Raw genomic sequence first — 19,478 nt, 5'->3', positions numbered from 1 at the left:
ATCCCACCTTTAGTTTCTAGCTGATTATACTTTCACATTTCATCATTTTACCATGTTCTCAACGGAATTTCTTGTTTTTGCATCTACATGTAGAATTGTTTCCAAATCTGGATCTGAAAGGCTCTCATGCTCATTCATTGCTCGTTCAATTAACTCATCAATTGTTAAGAAACCGATTTTTTGTTGTAAAAACAAAGATACAGCTGCTTCATTTGCAGCATTTAGCACCGTTGTCATTGTACCACCTGCTCGTCCTGCATCTATGGCCAATTTCAATGCATGATAACGCGTGTAATCCATCTCTTCAAAATTTAATTTCCCTATTTGAGCTAGATTAAGACGCGGTGCGTTTTGTCTTGTCAATCTCTCTGGATAAGACAATGCATATTGAATTGGTACACGCATATCCGGTGTTCCTAGCTGTGCAATAACACTAGTATCTTGGAATTCAACCATCGAATGGATAATACTTTCTCGGTGAAGCAACACTTCAATGTCATCATAAGCAATATCAAAAAGTACTTTCGCCTCGATTACTTCCAGACCTTTGTTCATCATCGTGGCTGAATCAATCGTAATTTTCGAACCCATCGACCAGTTCGGATGATTAAGTGCATCCTGTACTGTTACATTTTTTAATTCGTCCCGTGTACGGTCACGAAAACTTCCACCCGATGCAGTAATTATTAGCTTTGCAATTTCCGATCGTTTTTCTCCGTTCATTGCTTGAAATAATGCTGAATGCTCACTGTCTACTGGTAGAATAGGTACATTATATTCCTTTGCAGCTTTCATTACTAAGTGACCTGCAGTTACTAGTGTCTCTTTATTAGCAATTGCAATTGTTATTCCTTGTTTGATAGCTTCTAATGTTGGTCTTAAACCCACACTACCTAAAACTGCATTCACTAAGACATCCGCATCAGCATGGGCAGCAACTTGTACTAATCCATGGTCACCGAAAACTATTTCGATTTGAGGAAACTCTTTTCCCAAATGAATGGCATCCTCTTCGGATAAAACAGAAACTAAAGGAACAGCAAAGTCTCGAATTATCTGCTTTGTAGTTTCTATATTTTTCCCCGCTGAAAATGCTACTAGTTGAAACTGATCTGGATGTTCTTTTATTATATCCAGTGTTTGTATCCCGATAGAACCAGTGGCTCCTAATAAACTTATTCTTTTCACCATGAAATAATGTCGTCTCCTTATATAAAATGTAAAAAGTGAAGAAGCGGTAAGACAAATAAAATACTGTCAAAACGATCCAAAATTCCACCGTGACCTGGCAACAGATTACCAGAATCTTTCACATTATAATGTCTTTTTATCGCTGATTCCACTAGGTCTCCCAGTTGTCCGAATATAGATGCAACAATAGTAATTCCTATTAAAACTAGAATCGATGAAGTAAGTGGGCTGATCCATTGAATGATAAAAGCAGTAATTAACGCCCATATAATTCCTCCAACAAATCCTTCTACCGTCTTATTTGGAGAAATTTCTGGCCATAATTTCCTTTTCCCGATTTTTCGACCGGTAAAATAAGCACCAGAATCTGTTGTCCATACAATAAGCAATGCAAAGATAACGTATGCCAAGCCTTCATTTCTTGTTTCAATAAAATAATAAAAACCAATTCCAACGTAAAGTGTACTCAAAATTACAAATGCAGCATCATCAAAAGTAAAACGATTTTTTACTAATACTGTATAGATTAACACTAAGAAAACTCCAACAAACAACCATTCTAATTTCGTGTGCCCTGTATATGTTAATATCTCTTCCGCAAAGGATGACGGCAATAATAATAGAAACAGGAGTAGAAACGAAACTAAACCAGCAAATGAAAATATCCTTATACCCTTCATACGCAGCATTTCATGCAAGCCAACCGCTGCTATTATGTATACTAATATCGTGAAAACAGACCCGCCTAATAAAACAATCGGGAGGAATAGTGCTAACGCAATAGCACCAGTAATAATTCGTTGTTTCAATTCACTTCTTCCCCCTTAAGTCCACCGTATCTTCTATTTCTTTTTTGATAGCTTTCGATAGCCTCTAACAAACTAGCCTCATCAAAGTCAGGCCATAACGTATCTGTAAACCAAAACTCAGTGTAAGCAAGCTGCCATAGCATGAAATTGCTCAGTCGCACCTCGCCACTCGTTCGAATAAGAAGGTCAGGTTCCGACAAGTCTTTAGTCATTAAATGACTGTTCAATAACTCTTCCGTAATTTCTTCTTCGGAAATTTCATCTTGCTCTATTTGCTTGGCAATACGTTTAACTGCTTGCACAATTTCATTTCTACTTCCGTAGTTCAAAGCAAAATTAAGTATCAGACCATCATTTTTTGCGGTTTCCTCTACCGCTTTGTTAATAGCTCTTTTAGTATGCTCAGGTAGCACATCTAAATTCCCCATCATACGCACTTGAACATTTTGCTCGATTAGTTCTGGCAAATAAGTCCCTAAAAACTCCTCGGGGAGTCGCATTAAAAAGTCTACTTCCATTTTCGGACGCTTCCAATTTTCTGTTGAAAAAGCATACAAAGTTAACGTGTCGATTCCTACTTCATTGGCGAATCGAGTTATTTTTTTCACAGTCTTCATACCTTCATGATGTCCAGCAATACGGGGAAGGGACCTCTTTTTTGCCCATCTACCGTTCCCATCCATAATAATCGCAATATGGCATGGCAATTGTTCTTTTTGGGCATTTTCTTTTCGTTCATCTAAATGAATATCGATTCTTTTATCATTTTTACGAATAAGTTTTTTAAACATTTAGAAACCCCCAATCTAAACCAAGTCGAACGTCTATACCTATCATATCAAAAAAACGTACATATAAAAAGACGTCCCCTTCAAAGGACGCCTTTTTTAAATAAAAGTTCAAAGGTGCTTGACCAAAATACTTCATTGAAAAAGATATTGGTATTCTTTACTACTTTAATCCCAAACACATCTTCTTAAAGATTAAACATCTAAGATTTCTTTTTCTTTTTCTTTTGTAATTGCATCGATTTTTTCAATATTAGCATCTGTTAGTTTTTGAATTTCATCTGTATAGTTTCTTAACTCGTCTTCTGTTATTTCACCAGATTTTTCAAGTTTTTTCAAGTCGTCATTGCCGTCGCGGCGAACATTACGAACATTTACTTTTGCTTCTTCCGCTTCTTTTTTCACTTGTTTAACTAATTCTTTACGACGCTCTTCCGTTAATGCTGGGATTGCAATACGAATTAATGTTCCATCATTAGTTGGAGTAATCCCTAAATCAGATTTCATAATCGCTTTTTCAATATCCCCTAGAATTGTTTTATCATAAGGTAGAATTGTTATTAAGCGGGCTTCAGGTACAGAAATACCAGCCATTTGATTGATTGGCGTAGGTGCTCCATAATAATCTACTGAAATTTTATCAAGTAAAGAAGCACTAGCACGACCAGCACGGATAGTAGATAATTCTCTACTATAAACTGATATCGTTTTTGCCATTTTATCTGTTGTTTGCTCTATCACTTTTTTCGGCATTATGAATTCCTCCTAACGACTGTACCTATGGTCTCCCCTAGCACAGCCTTTTTAATATTACCTTTTTCCATTATTGAGAATACAATAAGAGCTATGTCATTATCCATACATAAAGTAGAAGCAGTAGAATCCATAACTTGCAGACCTTGTTGAATCACTTCGATAAATGAAAGATTATCATATTTTACTGCTGTACTATCCGTCTTAGGATCAGCAGAATATACACCATCTACATTATTTTTGGCCATTAAAATAACATCTGCTTCTATTTCAGCTGCTCTTAAAGCTGCTGTTGTATCTGTTGAGAAGTATGGATTTCCGGTACCTGCTGCAAAAATAACTACACGCTTTTTTTCTAAATGACGAATAGCTCTTCTACGTATGTAAGGCTCTGCAACTTGTCGCATTTCGATAGATGTCTGAACGCGTGTTTCGACACCTGCTTTTTCAAGAGAATCTTGTAGTGCAAGTGAGTTCATAACTGTAGCAAGCATACCCATATAGTCAGCAGTAGCACGATCCATGCCCATTTCGCTTCCTACTTTACCTCGCCATATATTTCCACCACCAACAACTACCGCAACCTCTACACCAAGATCTACAACTTCTTTCACTTGTTCGGCTACAGATTTAATAATGTCAGGAGATAAACCGAAACCTTGTTCTCCAGCTAATGCCTCGCCACTTAATTTTAAAACGATTCTTTCGTATTGTGGTTTGCTCATAGGTATCCTCCATCTCTATCTTGAAAAATAGGGAACACAAGTTACGTGTTCCCTGGTTGTTATTGTATATTATTTCGAGCAAAAACGCTTATAAGGCGGCTGCCGCTTTTCTATATTGTCCAGCTTCGGCGCCTAGCACCTCGAGTCGCTTCAAAATTTCAGCAAAGGCAAAGTACGCCTTTACTTGAAATTCTTCCACCGCTTTTCGATGCTAGATTAGGCGTCTGCCGCTTTTCTAGTATTAGTTTCCTTTAACCTGGCTCATTACTTCTTCTGCGAAGTTGTCTTCACGTTTTTCGATTCCTTCACCAACAGCATAGCGAGTGAATGAAACTAGTTTACCACCAGTTGATTCAAGAAATACTTTTACTTTTTGGTCTGAGTTTTTAACAAATGATTGCTCTAATACACAAACTTCTTCAAAGTATTTGCCAAGGCGACCTTCTACCATTTTAGCAACGATATTTTCAGGTTTTCCTTCATTTAAAGCTTGTTCTGTTAATATTTTGCGTTCACGTTCTACTTCATCAGCAGAAACCTCATCGCGTGAAATATAAGCAGGGTTTAATGCTGCAATATGCATAGCAACATCTTTAGCTGCTTGCTCATCTGTTGAACCTTCTAATACTGTAAGAACGCCGATACGTCCTCCCATGTGTAGGTATGGACCAAATGCATCTGCATCTGTTTTAGTTTCGATTACGAAACGACGAAGTGTAATTTTTTCTCCGATTTTAGCAACTGCGTTAGAGATTAAGTTTTCTACTGTAACTCCTTCTTCAACAGTTGAAGCTAAAGCTTCTTCTACTGAAGCTGGTTCTGTAGCTAATAAATGAGAAGCTACTGTTTGTACTAATTGTTGGAAAGACTCGTTTTTTGAAACAAAATCAGTTTCTGCATTCATTTCTAATAATACAGCTTTGTTTCCTTCAACTTGAATATAAGTTGTTCCTTCAGCAGCAATACGATCTGCCTTTTTAGCTGCAGATGAAAGACCTTTTTCACGTAAAAAGTCGATTGCTGCTTCTAAATTACCATCTGATTCAACTAAAGCTTTTTTACAATCCATCATACCTGCACCAGTTTTTTCACGCAATTCTTTTACCATTTGTGCTGTAACTGCCATTATAAATTCCTCCTAGTACATTTAATATCATTTTCTCAAAAAAAGGTGATAAGAGGTTTGGCCGCTTATCACCTGTTAATTACAATTTGTATTACTCAGGTCTTACTCAGCTGCAACTTCAGCAGAAGTTACTTCTTCGTCTTCACCTTGTCTTGCTTCAAGTAATGCATCCGCCATTTTAGCTGTTAATAGTTTAACCGCACGAATTGCATCATCATTTGCAGGAATTACATAGTCGATTTCATCTGGATCACAGTTTGTATCAACGATTCCTACTAATGGAATGTTTAATTTGCGAGCTTCTGCAACTGCAATACGCTCTTTACGTGGATCAACAACAAACATTACATCCGGAACAGCTTTCATATCACGGATACCGCCTAAGAATTTAACAAGACGCTCATGTTGTTTTTTAAGTTGAACAACTTCTTTTTTAGGAAGTACTTCAAAAGTACCGTCTTCTTCCATTTTTTCAATTGCTTTTAGACGAGCTACACGTTTTTGAATAGTACCGAAGTTTGTTAAAGTACCACCTAACCAACGTTGGTTAATGTAGTAGTTACCTGAACGTTCAGCTTCTTCTTTAATAGCTTCTTGAGCTTGTTTTTTAGTTCCTACGAAAAGAACTTTCCCACCGTCTTGACCTACTTGACGCATGAAATCATAAGCTTCTTCTAATTTCTTTACCGTTTTTTGAAGATCGATAATGTAGATTCCGTTACGTTCAACAAAAATGTATTTTTTCATTTTTGGATTCCAACGGCGAGTTTGGTGACCGAAGTGTACACCAGCCTCTAATAATTGCTTCATTGAGATTACTGACATGATTTGTTTCCTCCTGGTTTGGTTTAGTCTTCCGCATTCATCATTTTTCTTTAGCTACTCTATAAATAGAGCACCTGCTAAATCCATCCGAAATGCGTGTGTATTCATACCGTTTTCTAATATAACATATGATTTTTATACTTTCAACTATTTAGTCGTTAAATTTTAGAAAAAGCTCCACTTCCGTCTTCCCTATTTGTAACATTTTTGCTATTTCGTCCGGATTTTTTCCTTCTTCATAATGAAATAACACTTTTTCTCTCACAGTTTCAGGAACTTTTTTCGTTGTCGCTTGAGCAGTTTTCAAATAACTGCTTGCAGCTATTTGTTTAGATACAAATGAAGTCTGCGGTTCAAAAGCTGTAGCCTCTTTTATTGATGGTTTTTCTAAAACTTTCGTAGGTGTTGTTCTAGGTACTTCTGTATTTTGCAGTTCCTTCAAAAGTCGATTATTTTCATCTGTAATTTCAGCGATATAGGCACTAAAAGAATCTTCAATGTCGCTCAAAACTTGTTGTTGCTTTTCTTCCATCTTACTAAACTTTGAAATTTTGGCATTTAATAGAGCAATAAAGTAAAAACTCATTACTTGCAATAAGAATAATATTATTAAAATAGTCGTTATCATAACTGCTCCTAACCACTAAAATCTACAAAGTTCCCCTTGAAAGGATGCTTTGTCTCTTTTATTTCCTGTTCTCTCTTTTTTCTATTTTGACGCTCTTGCTCCATTCTTTCTTTTTCATCATCTTGGGAACTTGTCTCCGATGCTTCAGTAGACTTTGTGACCGTTTCTCTATTTTTTTCTAACTGTCTTTCAGAAGCTGCTTGCGCATTAGATTGTTGTATTGCACTTTGTTGTTGGATTTGATCGGCTACTTTACCAGCATCAAACGTTTTAGGAATAGCTATTTGAAGTTCTGCTAACTTTAAGCTCATGGTAGTATCCCCTTTTTCTATATATACCAATTTAATAATTTAATAGTAATATCCGAAAGGTTGATTTTCGCTCCAACGCACTTTATGGATAATTGAATATCACATCACTATTCACGTTTTATATTGAAGTAAGTAATTATGCATTTAACTTATACATTCATCATTTCATTCATTAATAGTTTTCTAAGTTTAAAAAGTGCTTTCGAATGAATTTGAGATATTCTAGAAGTAGACAAACCTAGCATTTCTCCAATAACTGTAAGCGTCAATTCTTCTGTATAAAACAAATTTAATACTAATTGTTCATTTTCATTTAGTTGTTGAATTTGATTTGCTAAATCTTCAATTAGCTCTCGTTTAACCATTTGTTGTTCTGGAGTTTTCTGAGAGTCATCTCGAATGACATATGATTTGTGTTCAGGTTCTTCACTTTCTTGTAGCTGCTCATCAATTGACAATACATTCGAGAAAAAATGCTCTTGTACTGTATGATATACATCTTCTACAGACATTTCGACGAATTCTGCTATTTCTTCTGCAGATGCATGTCTCATCAACTTTTGCTCGAGTTCTTCAATTTTAGATTCTAATTTCTTCGCTTTTTCTCGCGAAGATCGTGGAAGCCAATCTTCTTTCCTCAATCCGTCAATGATAGCCCCTCTTACCCGAAACGAAGCATAAGTATCAAATTTTAACTCTCTACTATAATCAAATTTATTAAGAGCATCAAATAATCCCATCATTCCTAAACTTTTAAGCTCTTCTCTAGATATATTTTTAGGGATACCTGCACCGATTCTTTGCACATGATAGTTAACTAGCGGTATATATTTTTTCATGAGTAAATCTCCGGCCTGAGGATCTTTGCTTTCAGTCCAACTCTTCCAAAGAAGTTGCTCATCTGTCGAATCATGATCTATCAAAATTATCCCCCTTTCCAATATATCTAATCATTATTGTTATTATAACAAAAATCTCACTAAAAAGGGGAGTCGAAACTATCGACTCCCCCGATTTTTAATACATTTTGCGATATTAGTGCTGTGAATTAGGTTGTTCCTCTTCGTTTAGCATTGTCTTTACTAGCTCTGCATAATCTTCTGGAGAAATTTCAGATTTTAAAATTTCAGTATCATTATCTATCGGCATACCTTCCATTTCTTCCGGGGGATTACTTATTATATATCTAATAATTGCTCTACCCAGAAATGTTAGAAGAAAAAATACAACAGCAACAATACACGCATCAAAAATAATTCCCATACCTTCTATAAAAGGATAAGAAAATAAAAAATATACACTAAAAGCAATAAGCGCTACCCAAAAGTTAGAAAGAATAGTTCCTACCATCATATATCTCTCACTCCTTGGTTCACTGTTCTAATATTTAATAGTTTTGTAGTAGGATCAAACTCTATTGTTCTACCACTGTTCCCCCCCGTATCTTCTGCGATAATAGGAATAGAAAACTTTTTTAAATACTCTTTGACTGCCTCGACATTACGCGGCCCAATTCTCATCGTCTCACTAGTAGTAGAGAACTGAAACATTTGAGCCCCACCTGCTATTTTAGCTTTTAACTTATAAGGTTGAATACCTTCAATTTTTAACTGCTCCACCATCGCTGGAATACCAGTATCTGCAAATTTCGCAATATTTATCGCTTCCGCTCTTCCTAGACTCGAATCAGGTAGCATAACATGGATCATACCTACCGTCGTTGATCTCTCGTCATATAGAACAACTCCTACACACGATCCAAGTCCGGAAGTACGTATTTTATCTGGAGCTTTTGCAATATTCATATCTGCTATACCGACTTTGACTATTTGACCTTGTGCGTTCATATTAGTTAACTCCTAAAGCTTTAAAAATAGCTTCAAATGATTCTGGATCCGGTAATAAAAAGAAATGTCCTTTCACACTCTCTTCGTTCGGAACATCCTCTTCATTGATAGCTGTATCTATTACAATGACATAATCACTTATATGAGATAACTCTACCAATCCAAAACTTATAATAGCACCAACCATATCTACGCTTAGGGCAGGTACAGTAGGGTATATTTTTAAACGGGTAAAGTCTGATAATGCAGATAGATAGGAACCAGAAAGTATATTACCAAGCTCTTGCATGGCAGAGGCCCCTATTTCAGATACTTCACCTGTTTGAAAATCGAAAGTTTCATCTTGTACCAATCTTCGTATAAATCGATTCGCCTGTTCCACTGGTAGAACAAAAAACATACTACCAGTAACGTCACCTTCTATACGAAGATAAATACCGGCAACTACACTCTCTGGGCCTCCAGCTAAATCCATCATATCGTCAAATGATACCATTTCCACCTTTGGTACCTTCATATCAATTTTTTTATTTAATAACGTCGACAATGCTGTCGCCGCATGAGCAGCGCCAATGTTTCCTATTTCCTTTAAGACATCTAAATGCATGGAAGTTATTTTACTGTCATACATCATTTAAACTCCTGACTTAATAGGATTTAATACATGATTTAAGTGAAGAAGGATTAACAAACGGCTATCGATTTTCGCAACTCCAGCTATAAAGTCTTGTTCCATACCTCCAACTACCTCTGGCTGTGGTTCAATTGAACCTACTGGTATATCCAATACATCATTAGCAGAGTCAACAATTACTCCAACATCCATATCATCCAACGTTATTATAATAATACGAGTAGATTCGTTTAAACTACTCTCTCCTAATCCAAAACGATTTTTCAAATCAATAATAGGAGTAACTACTCCACGTAAGTTGATAACTCCCTTCACAAATGAAGGGGTTTTAGGGACACGTGTAATATATATAAGTTTCTCAATACCTTGAACCTGACTAACAGGTATAACATATTCTTTATCTGCCAATTGGAAAACTACTACTTTTAAATTTTCATAATCTACTGCTGTTTCTGTCATAACGCTCTCTCATCCTTTCTAGTAGATGCTATTTAACTGATTAATGCATTACAATCTACAATTAGTGCTACCTTACCATTACCTAAAATAGTTGCACCGGAGATTGCGAATACACTTGATAAATATGCACCAAGTGATTTTAAGACAATCTCTTGTTGACCGATAAACGAATCTACTACAAGACCAGCCATTTTGTCTCCTTTTCGAACAAGAACAACAGAGTGAAATTCATCATCAGTACTTTCTCTAGGAACATCAAATACATTTTCTAAGAATACTAACGGAACGACCTTGCCACGGAAATCTATTACTTTTTGATTGTGAGCATTTAATATATCAGATGAACGGATAATCGCAGTCTCAATAATAGAAGAAAGAGGTATAGCATAAATTTCCTCACCAAGTTCTACTAACATTACAGAAATAATAGAAAGCGTCAACGGTAATTGAATAGAGAATAATGAACCTTGCCCTTCCGTTGAAGATATATCAATAGAACCACCAAGGGATTCAATCGTCGTTTTTACTACGTCTAATCCAACGCCTCTACCTGAGACATCCGAAATAACATCAGCAGTAGAGAATCCAGAAGAAAGAATTAGCTCTGCCACTTGTTTATCACTCATTGCTTGAGCACTTTCTTTTGAAACAATTCCTTTTGATATAGCTTTTTTCAAGACTTTTTCACGGTTAATGCCCGCACCATCGTCCTCAATCTCGATAAACACATGATTACCGCTATGGTATGCACGAAGTACTACTGTACCTTCCTCTGGTTTACCTTTAGCTAAACGGATTTCAGGGCTTTCTACTCCATGGTCTAAGGAATTTCTAATTAAATGTACAAGTGGATCCCCAATTTCATCAATTACTGTTCGGTCTAATTCTGTTTCAGCACCGATCACTTCTAAATTGATTTTTTTATTTAAATCACGTGCTAACTGACGTACCATTCTTGGGAATCTATTAAATACTGTTTCTACTGGAACCATACGCATATTTAATATAATATTTTGTAGGTCACCGGTTATGCGGGACATACGTTCTACAGTTTCATCTAACTCACTGTTATGTAAATCTTCCGAGATTGACTGAAGACGTCCGCGATCAATTACTAACTCCTCAAATAAATTCATCAATATATCTAATCTTTCAATATTCACACGAATAGTTTTACTAGATTGGACTTGATTGTTTTTAGATGTCGGCGATTTTTCAGGAGACTTTACTTCCACTATTTGTTGGTTATCTTCAGTAACATCTGTCATTTCCACCACTGAAGTCTCTTCAACTTTGTCTACCTCAAAACTATTACGTTTTTTTAGTTGTTCTAATGTTACTGAGTTTACTAGTACTTCAGTTACTTCAGAAACTTTCATCAATTTCTTTTGCACATCGTCTGAAGGTTCATTTGTCACTAGAGCTACATAGAAAATCTCATCAAAATCTTCACCCTCTAAATTCTCAACAGTTGGGGAAGATTTTATAACGTCACCCATTTTTTCTAATAATTCAAAAACCATGTATACTCTAGCAGCTTTTAGTAAGCAATCTTCACGCAGTTTGACAGAAATTTCATACGTAAAGAAATCCTGTTCGACTGACTGCTGAATTACAGTCATTTCATAATCGTCATAAGTTAACCAGTTATCCTGTGTAGTATTAGTAGTAGTATCATCTATAATAGAGGGTTCTACTGTAGTAGCAGCAACTGAAATTACTTCTCCAGTTTCTATTTTATGGAGCTTTTGTACAGTATCTGTTACATCTAGCTTTCCTTTTCCTCCCGCTGCAATGTCCAATACCATTTCTTCCAATTGATCGACTGCAACGAAAACGACATCTAATAATTCAGCAGTGACATGTAGACGGCTATTTCTAATTTCATCTAAAACATTTTCCATCTTATGCGTTAAATTTGCGATATCTTCATAACCCATTGTTGCTGACATACCTTTTAAAGTATGCGCAGAGCGGAATACTTCATTAACAATTGCTATATTCTCAGGATTTTTTTCTAATTCTAATAAATGTTCATTACAGGCTTGTAAATGTTCCTTACTTTCTTCTATAAACATTTCCAAATATTGATTTGTATCCATTGATTAACACCCCTTTAAGGTAGATATTGTATGATGGTTTTTGCTATTTGATCTAAATCCACTACTTCATTTATTAAATTTGTTTCTACAGCAGCCTTTGGCATTCCATAAACAATGCAAGTACTCGCTGCTTCTGCAATGGCCACAACGTTTCCGCTATTTTTCAACTGTTTAAGACCAAGAGAACCGTCAGATCCCATTCCTGTCATAATAACGGCAATCTTATCAAAATCATTAAACTGGCTATTATCTTCAAAAAGTACATCTACTGCTGGTCTATGTCCAGATCGTGGTGCTTCTTTGTCATCTAGTACTATGTAGTATGATGACCCTCTTTTCTGGATGCGCATATGATAGCCGCCAGGTGCAATATACGCATGTCCATTTTGAAGCACATCGCCATCTTCCGCTTCTTTTACCTCTATTGCTGATAATTGATTGAGCCTTTGTGCCAATGATTTTGTAAATCCAGCAGGCATATGTTGAACAATTAATACTGGAGCCTTTATATTGCTTGGTAGTTTTGTAATCACTTCTTGAAGTGCTCTTGGACCTCCAGTTGAAGTTCCAATTAAGACCATTTTCTTATTCATCTTGTCCCATCTGATAACATTTGGTGAGTCGGTCATTTTCTTTACTTCTACATTTTTTGTAACTCTATTATTTAATGGTAATGGTGAACGTTTCTTCATTTTATTTATTGGTACTTGAGCTGCATTTTCTACTTTTTCTACTAATTCCTCTTTAATCTTATGTAAATCTAAAGAAATAGTGCCACTTGGCTTCGCGATGAAATCAACGGCACCATATTCCATTGCTTGAATCGTACTTTCCGCTCCACTTTTTGTTGTACTAGATAGCATTACAACAGGAACTGGCATATCGGACATTATCTGGCGTAGTGCATCCAAACCATTCATTACTGGCATTTCAACATCCATCGTGATGACATTTGGTTGTAGAGTTTTTATCTTTTCAATTGCGTCTTTTCCGTTTCTAGCGATACCTATTACTTCTATCGATTTGTGATCAATAAAAAAGTCACTAATAAGTTTACGCATAAATGCGGAGTCATCTACTATTAACAACTTCATTTTTGGTTTCACGTCCATCATCTCACGCCCCTATGCGAAAAAAGACTTTTTAATCGAGATATGAATTTATTGTGCTTAGGAATAACTTCTTCCGCGCCATCAAAATCAGTAAATGCAGAAGTAATTTTTTTTAACTTTTTTGTTATTTCAGCTTGTGGATATAAAATAGAAAATGGTATTTGTTCCCTTACTGCTTTGCGAACAACTGAATCCTCAGGCAGAACACCTAATACCGTAATTTCTTTTGATAGAAATTTGGACATTGCTAATTTTAATCTACCGGTTGTGTCTAAACCTTCTTCATCGGTAAATGCTCGATTGCAAATAAGGAAAAAGTTTTTCTCAGAATCTTTATAATAAATATATTTCATCATTGAATAGGCATCTGTAATGGATGTTGGCTCTGCTGTTGTTATAACAATAATATCGTCAACTGATACTAACAAATCCAATGTCTGACTCGTGGCACCAGCCCCCATGTCAAATACAATATAATCAAAGTTCTTCTGTAAATATTCGAATGCTTCTATTAACCGATCAAACATATCTTCTGTCCATTCCATTACACCATTTAACCCTGAACCACCAGATATATATTGTAAATCGTTTGGACCTTCGAACATCACTGATTCTAACAACTGATCTCCCACTAAGTAATCCTTTAAGTTAGAGGAAACTGATTTACCCAGTAATATATGAATATTCCCCATTCCAATATCCATATCAATTAATACAACTTTTTTACCTTGTTCACTTAAAGTTGTAGTGAAATTTATAGAAAAATTACTTTTTCCAACTCCACCTTTACCACTAACAACTGCTATTGATCGCCCAAGCCTATTTTGGTTCCGAAGCATTTTCATTCTAAGTTCTTCAGCTTGATCTCTCATAGTGAATCCCCTTTAAGAACAATTTGAGTAATTCTTCAAGACTAGCTTCCATAATATCCTCCGGGACTTCTTGACCATCTGTATAGTAAGCAAGTCCCTTATTATATTTAACCATTAAATTGATAATTGAGCCAATAGTATTTGTTTCATCTACCTTAGTAAAGATAAATTTTTCAATTGGAAATTCACTAAATTGTTCTATTATTACTTCCATGTCCTTTTGTTTAGATGTTGAAGAGAGTACTAAGAAAGTTTCTGTATTTACTTCAAATTCTATTAACTTTTGTAGATCTCTAACAAATTTAGTTTCTTTATAGTTCCTACCAGCTGTATCTATAAATACGATATCTAAATTTTCAAATTTAACCATTGCTTCTTGCAAGTCCTGTTCGTTGTAGACAATTTCGAGAGGAGCTTGAAGCAAACCAGCATATGTTTTAAGTTGTTCAATTGCAGCAATCCGATATGTATCCGTTGTTATAAATCCGACTTTTTTCTTCTTTTCTAAAACTGCTCGTGCTGCCATTTTAGCTATTGTCGTCGTTTTACCAACACCTGTTGGACCTAGAACATTTATATATTTCTTCGTATACGAAATCCCACCGAACGGAAGGTGCTCCATTTGTGTTTCAAGTATATTTTTCGTTATCGTAATTTGCTCTTCCATTTCAAGAACTCCTGTATTACTTTTCAGATGCACAAAAAGCTCATCACTAACAGGTGTGATAAGCTCCTCTGACAATTCTTGCTCTTGTAAATAGTCTATAAGAGTCTTCATTTCTGTTGGATATGAACTTAACATTTCTGGGCGCCCGATGTTCTTTACCATTAGTTTTAAGTCTTCTAATTCCTTTTTTATCTCTACAGAAACATTTAGATGTTCTTGAGGTACCACCGTTGGCACCTCAAATGTATTACTCGATTGTTCGAATGTGTCCATACCAGCTACTACTTCGATAGATTTTTTCTTTAACAAGCCTAAAAAACCTTTTGAAAAGACTACCTTTGAACTTAAAATAACTGCGTCATCACCAAGTTCTTTACGTATTAACTTCATAGCTTCTGGCATTGAACTCGCTATATATTTTTTCATCTTCAATCTACATTCACCACCCCGACACTTTGTACCTCAATGGAGGATTCTAGTTCATTATAAGAAAGAATTGGTACATGTGGGAAATATCTTTCTGTCATTTGTCTTACATACATTCTAACTGCGGGTGAACAAAGAATGATTGGAGATTGCTCCATCATTGAAGCACGCTCAATCTCTTTAGCCATAGATTCTAGTATCGCTTGAGAATCACTTGGATCTATAGATAAATAGTTCCCATGTTCTGTTTGTTGAATACTATCAGCAATTAGTTTTTCCACTTTACCAGAGACCGTTAACACTTTTAACACATTACTATTTCCAGCGTATTGCGTCGTAATTTGCTTCGCTAAAGATTGTCTTGAGTATTCAGTTAATACATCGGCATCAGAGGTCATTTTTGAATAGTCCGCAAGGGTTTCAAATATGATTGGTAAATTCCGAATTGATACATGCTCTCTTAATAGATTGCTTAATATTTTTTGAATCTCTCCTACTGTCAATGGAGTAGGTGTTAACTCGTCTACTAAGATTGGGTATGTCTCTCTAATATGATCGATTAATTGTTTCGTTTCCTGGCGTCCTAATAACTCATGTGCGTTATTACGAATAATTTCAGTCATATGTGTTGAAACAACACTTGGTGGATCCACAACGGTATATCCAAGTATTTCAGCTTCTTCCTTCACAGATTCCGTTATCCATTTAGCTGGTAAGCCAAAGGAAGGTTCTACAGTATCAATACCCTCAATTGAATCATCGTCTCCAGGACTCATAGCTAAATAATGATCTAAAAGAAGCTCTCCTCTTGCCATTTCATTGCCCTTAATTTTTATGCGATATTCGTTTGGTTGTAGCTGAATATTATCACGTATTCGAACTACCGGAATAACTACCCCTAATTCAAGTGCAAGTTGTCTACGAATCATTACGACCCGATCAAGCAAATCCCCACCCTGAGCAGCATCCACTAAAGGAATCAATCCGTAACCAAACTCAAACTCGATTGGATCCACGTTTAGCAAATTAATAACATTTTCTGGACTTTTCATATTATCAGTTGTTACTTCCTCTTCAAATTCTTCCATCTCATCTGGATCTTCTTTTCTAGCCTTGCTCATCATATAAGCTCCAACAGCAAGTGCAATCGCGATAGGCAAAGTTAAAACTAATCCAATTGGTGTTATAATGCCTAGAAGCGTTATTGTTGCAGCAGCAACATAAAGAAGTTTCGGTTGATTAAATAGTTGGCCGGTAATATCTCCACCAAGATTCCCTTTAGATGCGGCTCTTGTAACAACTATCCCAGTTGCAGTGGAAATTAATAATGCTGGAATTTGGGAAACTAGACCGTCCCCTACTGTTAGTGTTGAAAATTTTACTGCAGCTTCACCAAATGGAAGTCCAAATTGCACAACTCCAATAATAATACCGAATAATAAATTGATAATAACGATGATGATACCTGCAATGGCATCCCCTTTTACAAATTTTGTTGCCCCGTCCATAGCACCATAAAAGTCTGCTTCACCGCCAACCTTTTCACGTCTTTCACGTGCCTCTTTCTCGGAAATCATCCCAGCATTTAAATCCGCATCGATACTCATCTGTTTACCCGGCATTGCATCTAATGTAAAACGAGCTGCCACTTCAGCTACACGCTCGGCACCTTTTGTAATTACGATAAAGTTTATAATTACTAAAATAGAAAATACAACTAAACCAACAAGCATATTTCCGCCCGTTACAAATGTACCAAAGGTTTCAACTACTTTACCCGCGTCACCTTCTGCTAAAATTGCTCTTGTTGTGGAAATATTTAACGCAAGCCTAAACAATGTTATAAGTAAAACGATTGTTGGAAATACTGAGAACTCTAAAGCTTCTTTCATATTCATAGCTGTCATCAATATTAATAACGCTAGTGTAATATTTATAATAATAAGAAAACTTATTAACCAATGAGGAAGAGGTATTACGAGCATCGCCACAATAGATATTACAGCTGCCAATACGGTTATATCGCGGACTTGCATATACTTCCACCTCTATCTTTATCAATTATATTTTTTGTTTAATACGATATACATAAGCCAATACTTCGGCTACTGCTTTGAAAAACTCGTCAGGAATTCGTTGACCAACTTCTACTTGGTCATACATTGACCGAGCAAGTGGTCTATTTTCAACCATGACAACATTATTTTCCTTCGCAATTAGCTTTATCTTTTGTGCAACAAAATCTGCACCTTTTGCTACTACTGTTGGAGCATCCATCGATTCATCGTCGTATTTTAAAGCAATTGCAAAGTGTGTAGGATTCGTAATAATGACATCGGCCGTAGGGATTTCTTGCATCATGCGACGCATCGCCATCTCTCTTTGCCTTTGTCGTATACGTGACTTAATAATTGGATCACCATCCGAGTTTTTATGTTCATCTTTAATATCTTGTTTAGACATTTTAAGATTTTTTTCGTAGTCATATTTCTGATAAAAGAAATCCAGGATAGAAATAAATAATAATACACAAGAAGCACCTATCCCCATTGTTCCAGTTAACCAGCCAACAGTGGAAAGTGCATCCCAAGCAGTTTTAAACGATAGAGATAGAACTTGTTCCAAATTAATCCAAAGGATTAAAGTAGTTACAGAACCAATAAAAGATATTTTCAAAATAGATTTTAATAGCTCTATAATTGCTTTAAGGGAAAAAATCCTTTTGAGACCTTTTATAGGATCAATCTTTTTCAAATCAAACTTCAAGGGCTCTGTAGTAAACAATAACCCAAACTGAAAGAAATTTGCACTAACTGCAGCTACCACAGCTACCAGCATTATTGGTAATAAAATTATAGCCATTTCAAGAAGCATATCTTTATAAATAATTATTGCTGTATCAATTGTCAAAGTTTCTATTAACATGTACTTAGTAAAGGTCATGCTAAAAAACGAGAATATCTCTGTTCTTAAAAAACTAGCAAAGAAAAATAGAAATACAAAAACGGAGAGTAATACAATCGCACTTGTCACATCTGGACTCTTTAATACTTGTCCTTTTTTACGAGAATCCAGTCTCTTTTTAGGAGTAGCTTTTTCTGTTTTTTCTCCCGCAAAACACTGGAGATCCAAGCGTAGAGCAAGCATATTAGCCACCACCTAAAATTATCATTAAGTCACGCATTGCAACAACCAAAGATTCAAATAACCGCTGTACGACTGCCAGAAGTACCCCCATCATCACAAGAAGAACTATAAAACCTACAGCGATTTTAATCGGAAATCCAATAACAAATATATTTAACTGAGGTACAGTCCTTGCAGTAATACCAAGTGCTATATCCACAAGAAATATTGTAGCAACTATTGGTATAGACATTTGAAATGCTACAGCAAAAACTCCAGCGAAAGTTTTCATAATGAATTCTACATAATTCTCTTGTCCAAAAGATAGCCAAACCATTTCCATCGGCATAAATTGATAGCTATAAAAAATACCATCTAACAACAAATGATGACCGTTTAACGCTAACAACAACAATAAGGATAAAGTATTCAAAAATTGTCCTATTAATGGACTTTGAGTACCTGTCTGAGGATCAATAACATTTGCCATTGCAAATCCCATTTGAAAGTCAATAAATCCACCTGCAATTTGAATAGCTGACATAATAATATAAGCAAGTAAACCTATAAATAATCCAAATATAACTTCTTTAATAATCAACAGTATATAATCTCCATTTATTTTAAATGGTTCGACATCGAGGGTATAATACATCATCCATGATAGGACTACAGCAAAGGCTATCCGATGTGTTGCAGGTATTGTTCGATGCGAAAATAGTGGTAACACTACAAAAAATGCGGAAACACGAGCAATTATAAGTAATAACACAGTTAAACTTGGTAAGATCGCATCCATAGTATCAACCAATGTATCGTATTAAATTCTCAAAGATATCGGCTGCATAGGAGGTGACTTGCGAAAGCATCCAAGGACCAAAGAAAACTATAGCAACTAAAACTGCAACAATTTTCGGCACAAATGCAAGGGTTTGTTCTTGGATTTGTGTAGTTGCCTGAAAAATACTAACTGCAAGACCTGTTATTAAGGCAACTAAAAGAAGAGGACCTGATGCAAGAAGAATGACCCAAATTGCTCGTTCTGCAATTGAAATTACCATTTCATTATTCAATACA

General features: G+C 35.7%; 22 protein-coding genes. All 22 read right to left on the bottom strand.

Annotated features, from left to right (window positions below):
- Window positions 1-42: 42 nt before the first annotated feature.
- The 22 genes from dxr to fliQ all read right to left on the bottom strand — a co-directional run bounded on the left by dxr (window position 43) and on the right by fliQ (window position 19,474).
- Complete coding sequence (gene dxr / locus MKY29_RS07110; RefSeq protein WP_241595880.1) at window positions 43-1,191, bottom strand: 1-deoxy-D-xylulose-5-phosphate reductoisomerase; 1,149 nt, start codon at window positions 1,189-1,191, stop codon at window positions 43-45.
- A 17-nt stretch (window positions 1,192-1,208) separates the two neighbouring features.
- The gene (locus MKY29_RS07105) at window positions 1,209-2,000 is read right to left on the bottom strand and encodes a phosphatidate cytidylyltransferase (protein ID WP_340879396.1); all 792 of its coding nucleotides are present in this window, start codon (window positions 1,998-2,000) and stop codon (window positions 1,209-1,211) included.
- Window positions 1,997-2,791 carry an isoprenyl transferase gene (locus tag MKY29_RS07100; protein ID WP_093494478.1) on the bottom strand — a complete coding sequence of 265 codons (795 nt, stop codon included), beginning with the start codon at window positions 2,789-2,791 and terminating at the stop codon, window positions 1,997-1,999. The genes MKY29_RS07105 and MKY29_RS07100 overlap by 4 nt, the downstream gene beginning before the upstream one ends.
- Before the next feature lie 192 nt (window positions 2,792-2,983).
- Complete coding sequence (gene frr, locus MKY29_RS07095) at window positions 2,984-3,541, bottom strand: ribosome recycling factor (RefSeq protein WP_090562503.1); 558 nt, start codon at window positions 3,539-3,541, stop codon at window positions 2,984-2,986.
- Window positions 3,541-4,266, bottom strand: coding sequence for a UMP kinase (gene pyrH, locus MKY29_RS07090; protein WP_090562507.1), 726 nt, complete (start codon window positions 4,264-4,266; stop codon window positions 3,541-3,543). The genes frr and pyrH overlap by 1 nt, the downstream gene beginning before the upstream one ends.
- 241 nt (window positions 4,267-4,507) lie before the next feature.
- The gene (tsf, locus tag MKY29_RS07085) at window positions 4,508-5,392 is read right to left on the bottom strand and encodes a translation elongation factor Ts (protein WP_093494477.1); all 885 of its coding nucleotides are present in this window, start codon (window positions 5,390-5,392) and stop codon (window positions 4,508-4,510) included.
- A gap of 102 nt (window positions 5,393-5,494) precedes the next feature.
- Window positions 5,495-6,217, bottom strand: coding sequence for a 30S ribosomal protein S2 (gene rpsB, locus MKY29_RS07080; protein WP_090562513.1), 723 nt, complete (start codon window positions 6,215-6,217; stop codon window positions 5,495-5,497).
- Window positions 6,218-6,368: 151 nt separating this feature from the next.
- On the bottom strand, window positions 6,369-6,845 hold the full coding sequence (locus MKY29_RS07075) for a DUF6115 domain-containing protein (protein WP_093494476.1): 477 nt from the start codon (window positions 6,843-6,845) through the stop codon (window positions 6,369-6,371).
- Between the two features lie 8 nt (window positions 6,846-6,853).
- The gene (locus tag MKY29_RS07070) at window positions 6,854-7,156 is read right to left on the bottom strand and encodes an RNA polymerase subunit sigma (protein WP_340879395.1); all 303 of its coding nucleotides are present in this window, start codon (window positions 7,154-7,156) and stop codon (window positions 6,854-6,856) included.
- 149 nt (window positions 7,157-7,305) lie between these two features.
- A complete protein-coding gene (locus MKY29_RS07065; RefSeq protein ID WP_340880826.1) occupies window positions 7,306-8,076 on the bottom strand; it encodes a FliA/WhiG family RNA polymerase sigma factor in 771 nt (256 codons plus the stop codon).
- Between the two features lie 115 nt (window positions 8,077-8,191).
- The gene (locus tag MKY29_RS07060; RefSeq protein WP_093494474.1) at window positions 8,192-8,509 is read right to left on the bottom strand and encodes a hypothetical protein; all 318 of its coding nucleotides are present in this window, start codon (window positions 8,507-8,509) and stop codon (window positions 8,192-8,194) included.
- Complete coding sequence (locus MKY29_RS07055) at window positions 8,506-9,003, bottom strand: chemotaxis protein CheD (RefSeq protein WP_090562523.1); 498 nt, start codon at window positions 9,001-9,003, stop codon at window positions 8,506-8,508. The genes MKY29_RS07060 and MKY29_RS07055 overlap by 4 nt, the downstream gene beginning before the upstream one ends.
- 1 nt (window position 9,004) lies before the next feature.
- A complete protein-coding gene (locus MKY29_RS07050) occupies window positions 9,005-9,637 on the bottom strand; it encodes a chemotaxis protein CheC (RefSeq protein WP_093494473.1) in 633 nt (210 codons plus the stop codon).
- Window positions 9,638-10,096, bottom strand: coding sequence for a chemotaxis protein CheW (locus MKY29_RS07045; protein WP_090562528.1), 459 nt, complete (start codon window positions 10,094-10,096; stop codon window positions 9,638-9,640).
- Window positions 10,097-10,128: 32 nt separating this feature from the next.
- Complete coding sequence (locus MKY29_RS07040) at window positions 10,129-12,198, bottom strand: chemotaxis protein CheA (RefSeq protein WP_340879394.1); 2,070 nt, start codon at window positions 12,196-12,198, stop codon at window positions 10,129-10,131.
- A gap of 14 nt (window positions 12,199-12,212) precedes the next feature.
- Window positions 12,213-13,310: a protein-glutamate methylesterase/protein-glutamine glutaminase gene (locus MKY29_RS07035; RefSeq protein ID WP_340879393.1), complete on the bottom strand. Its 1,098-nt coding sequence runs from the start codon at window positions 13,308-13,310 to the stop codon at window positions 12,213-12,215.
- Entirely contained in the window at window positions 13,310-14,182 is an 873-nt protein-coding gene (locus MKY29_RS07030) for a MinD/ParA family protein (protein WP_340879392.1), read from the bottom strand. Before MKY29_RS07030 ends, MKY29_RS07035 begins: the two co-directional genes overlap by 1 nt.
- A complete protein-coding gene (gene flhF / locus MKY29_RS07025) occupies window positions 14,166-15,281 on the bottom strand; it encodes a flagellar biosynthesis protein FlhF (protein ID WP_340879391.1) in 1,116 nt (371 codons plus the stop codon). The genes MKY29_RS07030 and flhF overlap by 17 nt, the downstream gene beginning before the upstream one ends.
- Window positions 15,278-17,311, bottom strand: a complete 2,034-nt coding sequence (flhA, locus tag MKY29_RS07020; RefSeq protein WP_340879390.1) for a flagellar biosynthesis protein FlhA — start codon at window positions 17,309-17,311, stop codon at window positions 15,278-15,280. Before flhA ends, flhF begins: the two co-directional genes overlap by 4 nt.
- Before the next feature lie 25 nt (window positions 17,312-17,336).
- Window positions 17,337-18,422 (bottom strand): flagellar biosynthesis protein FlhB, encoded by a 1,086-nt coding sequence (gene flhB, locus MKY29_RS07015; RefSeq protein WP_340879389.1) that lies wholly within the window; start codon window positions 18,420-18,422, stop codon window positions 17,337-17,339.
- 1 nt (window position 18,423) lies between these two features.
- On the bottom strand, window positions 18,424-19,200 hold the full coding sequence (gene fliR, locus MKY29_RS07010; RefSeq protein ID WP_340879388.1) for a flagellar biosynthetic protein FliR: 777 nt from the start codon (window positions 19,198-19,200) through the stop codon (window positions 18,424-18,426).
- A gap of 4 nt (window positions 19,201-19,204) precedes the next feature.
- A complete protein-coding gene (gene fliQ / locus MKY29_RS07005) occupies window positions 19,205-19,474 on the bottom strand; it encodes a flagellar biosynthesis protein FliQ (protein WP_093263173.1) in 270 nt (89 codons plus the stop codon).
- Window positions 19,475-19,478: the final 4 nt, after the last annotated feature.

Source organism: Psychrobacillus sp. FSL K6-2365 (assembly GCF_038003165.1).
Lineage (GTDB): Bacteria > Bacillota > Bacilli > Bacillales_A > Planococcaceae > Psychrobacillus > Psychrobacillus psychrodurans.
Note: the sequence above shows the minus strand (reverse complement) of the source record. Positions and strands in the feature narration are given on the sequence as shown.